Below are 3032 nucleotides of genomic sequence, written 5' to 3' on the forward strand. Positions count from 1 at the left end.
CGGCCTGCGGCCCGGTCCCGGCCTGCGGCCCGGTCCCGGCCTGCGGCCCGGTCCCGGCCTGCGGCCCGGTCCCGGCCTGCGGCCCGGTCCCGGCCTGCGGCCCGGTCCCGGCCCCGGGCCGGTGCTCGTGCTTCGGGTCGACGGTGGCGGTGACGCCCGCGCGCCCTCGGCTGCCTCGGGCAACCCGCCCTCCTTGGACGGGCGTTGGAGCGGTGGCCGTGACGCCCGCGCCCTCGGCTGCCTCGGGCAACCCGCCCTCCTTGGACGGGCGTTGGAGCGGAGGCCGTGACGCCCGCGCCCTCGGCTGCCTCGGGCAACACGCCTTCCTCGGCCGGGTGTTGCTGGGGCTCGGTCCTGCTCCCGTCGCGCCGTCACCCTCCGCCGGGAATCCGTCCTCCGACCCTGACGGTCCCTCAAAGAAGGTGCCTGCGCGCACGTTTGGGCGGCCGGGGGAGGGTCACACGCGTGGACAGAGGAGTTCCGGGCCGACGACCGCAGGGCGCGGCCGGGACTCCGTCGAGGCCCCGCACCGCGCCCGACGCGTGACGCGGGGTCCCGCCGGCACCACGAGACTGCCGTCCGGGATCCGCATGGCACCCGGGCACCCGTGCCCGCGGCCCCTTCCCCGGCCGCGCCTGGCCGGGCTGCCCGGCAGACCCCCGGCGACGACGCTCGGACCGCCGCCCCCGGGCAGCGGACCCCGACGGCAGCCGCCGCCCCCCGGCAGCGCACCCCGACGGCAGCCGCCCCCGAGCAGCGGACCCTGACGGCAGCCGCAGCCCGCAACCCCACCGCATCCGGGCAGCAGCCCCCGGCAGCAGCCCTCGGCAGCGCACCCCGGTGGCAGTCGCCGCCCCCGGGTAGCGGACCTCGGTGGTAGCCGCCGGCGCCCGGGACCCTGCCGGCTGCCGCCCCCCGGCTGCCGCCCCCGGCAGTGCACCCTGACGGCACCCGCCGCCCCCGGGTAGCGGACCCCGGTGGTAGCCGCCGGCGCCCGGGACCCTGCCGGCTGAGCCCCCGGCGGCGGCCCCTGCCGGCAGCCGCCACCTCCAGTGGACCTCGACAGCAGCAGCCGCCCCCCGACAGCGGACCCCGGTGGCGGCCCGCGTGCCCCGGTAGTGGACCCGGCAGCAGCCGCCGGCAGGCGTGGCGCACCCGTCGCCGGCCGGGGGGCGACGGCGAGGTCCCCGGCTTGATAGGCAAGTGAGTGCTTGCCTATCCTGGAGGGGTGGCCGACGACCTCTTCAAAGCCCTGGCCGACCCGACCCGCCGCACCGTCCTCGACGAGCTCGCGCAGAGGTCCGGACAGACACTGTTCGAGATCTGCTCGCGACTGAGCATGAAGCACCACCTCGCCATCTCGCGCCAGGCGGTCTCCCAGCACCTCGCCGTGCTGGAGAGCGCCGGGCTCGTGGAGACCCGGCGCGAGGGGCGCTACAAGTTCCACGACCTGAACACCGCCCCGCTGCGGCAGATCACCGAGCGCTGGCCCGTACCCGGCACCCCCCACACCCCCAACACCCCCGGCACCCCTCACGCCCCCGGCACCCCTCACACCCCCGATACCCCCGACACCCCCGGACCGCAGGAGAGCACCGCATGAAGATTCACCTGACCAGCGTCTTCGTCGACGACCAGGCGAAGGCCCTGCGCTTCTACACCGAGATCCTCGGCTTCGTGAAGAAGTACGACGTCCCGGTGGGGGAGAAGGACCGCTGGCTGACCGTCGTCTCGCCCGACGAGCCCGGCGGCACCGAACTCCTCCTGGAACCCGCCGCCCACCCGGCGGCCAAGACCTACCGCGACACGCTCGTCGAGGACGGCATCCCGCTCGCCCAGTTCGCCGTCGACGACGTGCACGCGGAGTACGAGCGCCTGCGCGCCCTCGGCGTCCGCTTCGTCCAGGAGCCCCTGGAGATGGGCGCCGTCACCACCGCCGTCCTCGACGACACCTGCGGCAATCTGATCCAGATCGCCACCCAGCCGCAGTAGGCGCCCCGGCGCCCGGCCGCCCGCAACGAGAGGGCGCTGCGCGCGGGGGCAGGGGGTGCGTCACAGGCAGGCGAGGAGGTCATCCAGCGGGGCCGGCACCTGGTCGGGGGAGAGGGCTTCGACCAGGAGGCGGCCGTAACGGATCTTGCGGCCCTTCTTCGTGCCGAGGAAGCGCCGCAGCTGCCGGGCGCGCGGCCGGCCGTGCTGGGCGGGCTGCCGGACGAAGGTCTGCCAGGCGCGCAGCTCGTCCTCGGCCTCGATGACCTGCTCGATGCGCGCCGGTCCCAGCGTGCGGATGAGCTCGTCCTCCAGGTCCGCCGTGCAGACGAACACGCACCGGCTCGGCTCCCGCCCCGGGGCCAGGCCCCGGTCGAAGAAGGGCTTCTCGCGCGCGTCGCACAGACCGATCAGGCGCAGACCCAGACCCGAGGGCCCCAGGAGCTCCGCGTAACGGCCGACGCTCATCGCCCCGCCCATCGCCACCACGCCCACCCCCTCGGCCGCCAGGTCGCGGCCCCGCCCCTCGGCCAGCGCCTCGACGGCCGCGAGGTCGCTCAGCCCTTCCAGCAGGACCGCCGTGTGCACCCCCAGGCGCTCCGCCAGCTCCCTGGCCGGCCCGCCGCAGCCACCGCCCGCCCAGCCGGTGACCTCGTCCCTGAACATGCGCATGTCGGCCATGCGGGGGAGTCTGCTACGCCCCCCGACGCCGGCGCACGCCGATATCCGCCCGCCGCCCGCCGCCCACGGCCCCCGGGGCGCCGCGGGCCGGGACGGCGGTGCACCGCGGAACCTTGGGCAGCGCGCCGGGAGCGGGAGGGCCGCGCGCCGGAGGATGCGCCGCGCCGGGAGGGTGCGCCGCGCCGGGAGGGTGCGCCGCGCCGGACCACACGGAAGACAGCCCGCAAACCATCGATTCCCTTTGATTCTCGGGCAAATCGGACATCGAGCTATGCCTCTCCCAGGGGTACATACGACTGCGAAGGGTGACATTCGGGGTGCTGGGCGGTGACCCGCCCCACAGGACCCAGGTCACATACGAC

General features: G+C 76.0%; 2 protein-coding genes and 2 pseudogenes. 2 read left to right on the plus strand and 2 right to left on the minus strand.

Translation table 11 applies throughout. The annotated features are described in order from the left end of the window. A pseudogene (locus tag ACWFQ8_RS33385) lies at positions 1-250 on the minus strand (hypothetical protein); the annotation flags it as partial. A 978-nt stretch (positions 251-1228) separates the two neighbouring features. Between ACWFQ8_RS33385 and ACWFQ8_RS33390 the strand changes: the two are divergent. Both ACWFQ8_RS33390 and ACWFQ8_RS33395 read left to right on the plus strand, forming a co-directional pair. Beyond that, positions 1229-1516, plus strand: a pseudogene (locus tag ACWFQ8_RS33390) (ArsR/SmtB family transcription factor); the annotation flags it as partial. An 83-nt stretch (positions 1517-1599) separates the two neighbouring features. Next, a complete protein-coding gene (locus tag ACWFQ8_RS33395) occupies positions 1600-1992 on the plus strand; it encodes a VOC family protein (RefSeq protein ID WP_453790022.1) in 393 nt (130 codons plus the stop codon). A gap of 60 nt (positions 1993-2052) precedes the next feature. Here the strand turns inward: ACWFQ8_RS33395 and ACWFQ8_RS33400 are convergent, their stop codons facing one another. Beyond that, complete coding sequence (locus ACWFQ8_RS33400) at positions 2053-2670, minus strand: TOPRIM nucleotidyl transferase/hydrolase domain-containing protein (RefSeq protein WP_453790023.1); 618 nt, start codon at positions 2668-2670, stop codon at positions 2053-2055. Positions 2671-3032: the final 362 nt, after the last annotated feature.

Source organism: Streptomyces sp. NPDC055254 (assembly GCF_053606025.1).

What these genes read in the sequence shown, in the direction of transcription:
- ACWFQ8_RS33395 (WP_453790022.1), top strand. Translation starts at nt 1,600, where the DNA reads ATGAAGATTCACCTGACCAGCGTCTTCGTCGACGACCAGGCGAAGGCC.
- ACWFQ8_RS33400 (WP_453790023.1), bottom strand. Translation starts at nt 2,670, where the DNA reads ATGGCCGACATGCGCATGTTCAGGGACGAGGTCACCGGCTGGGCGGGC.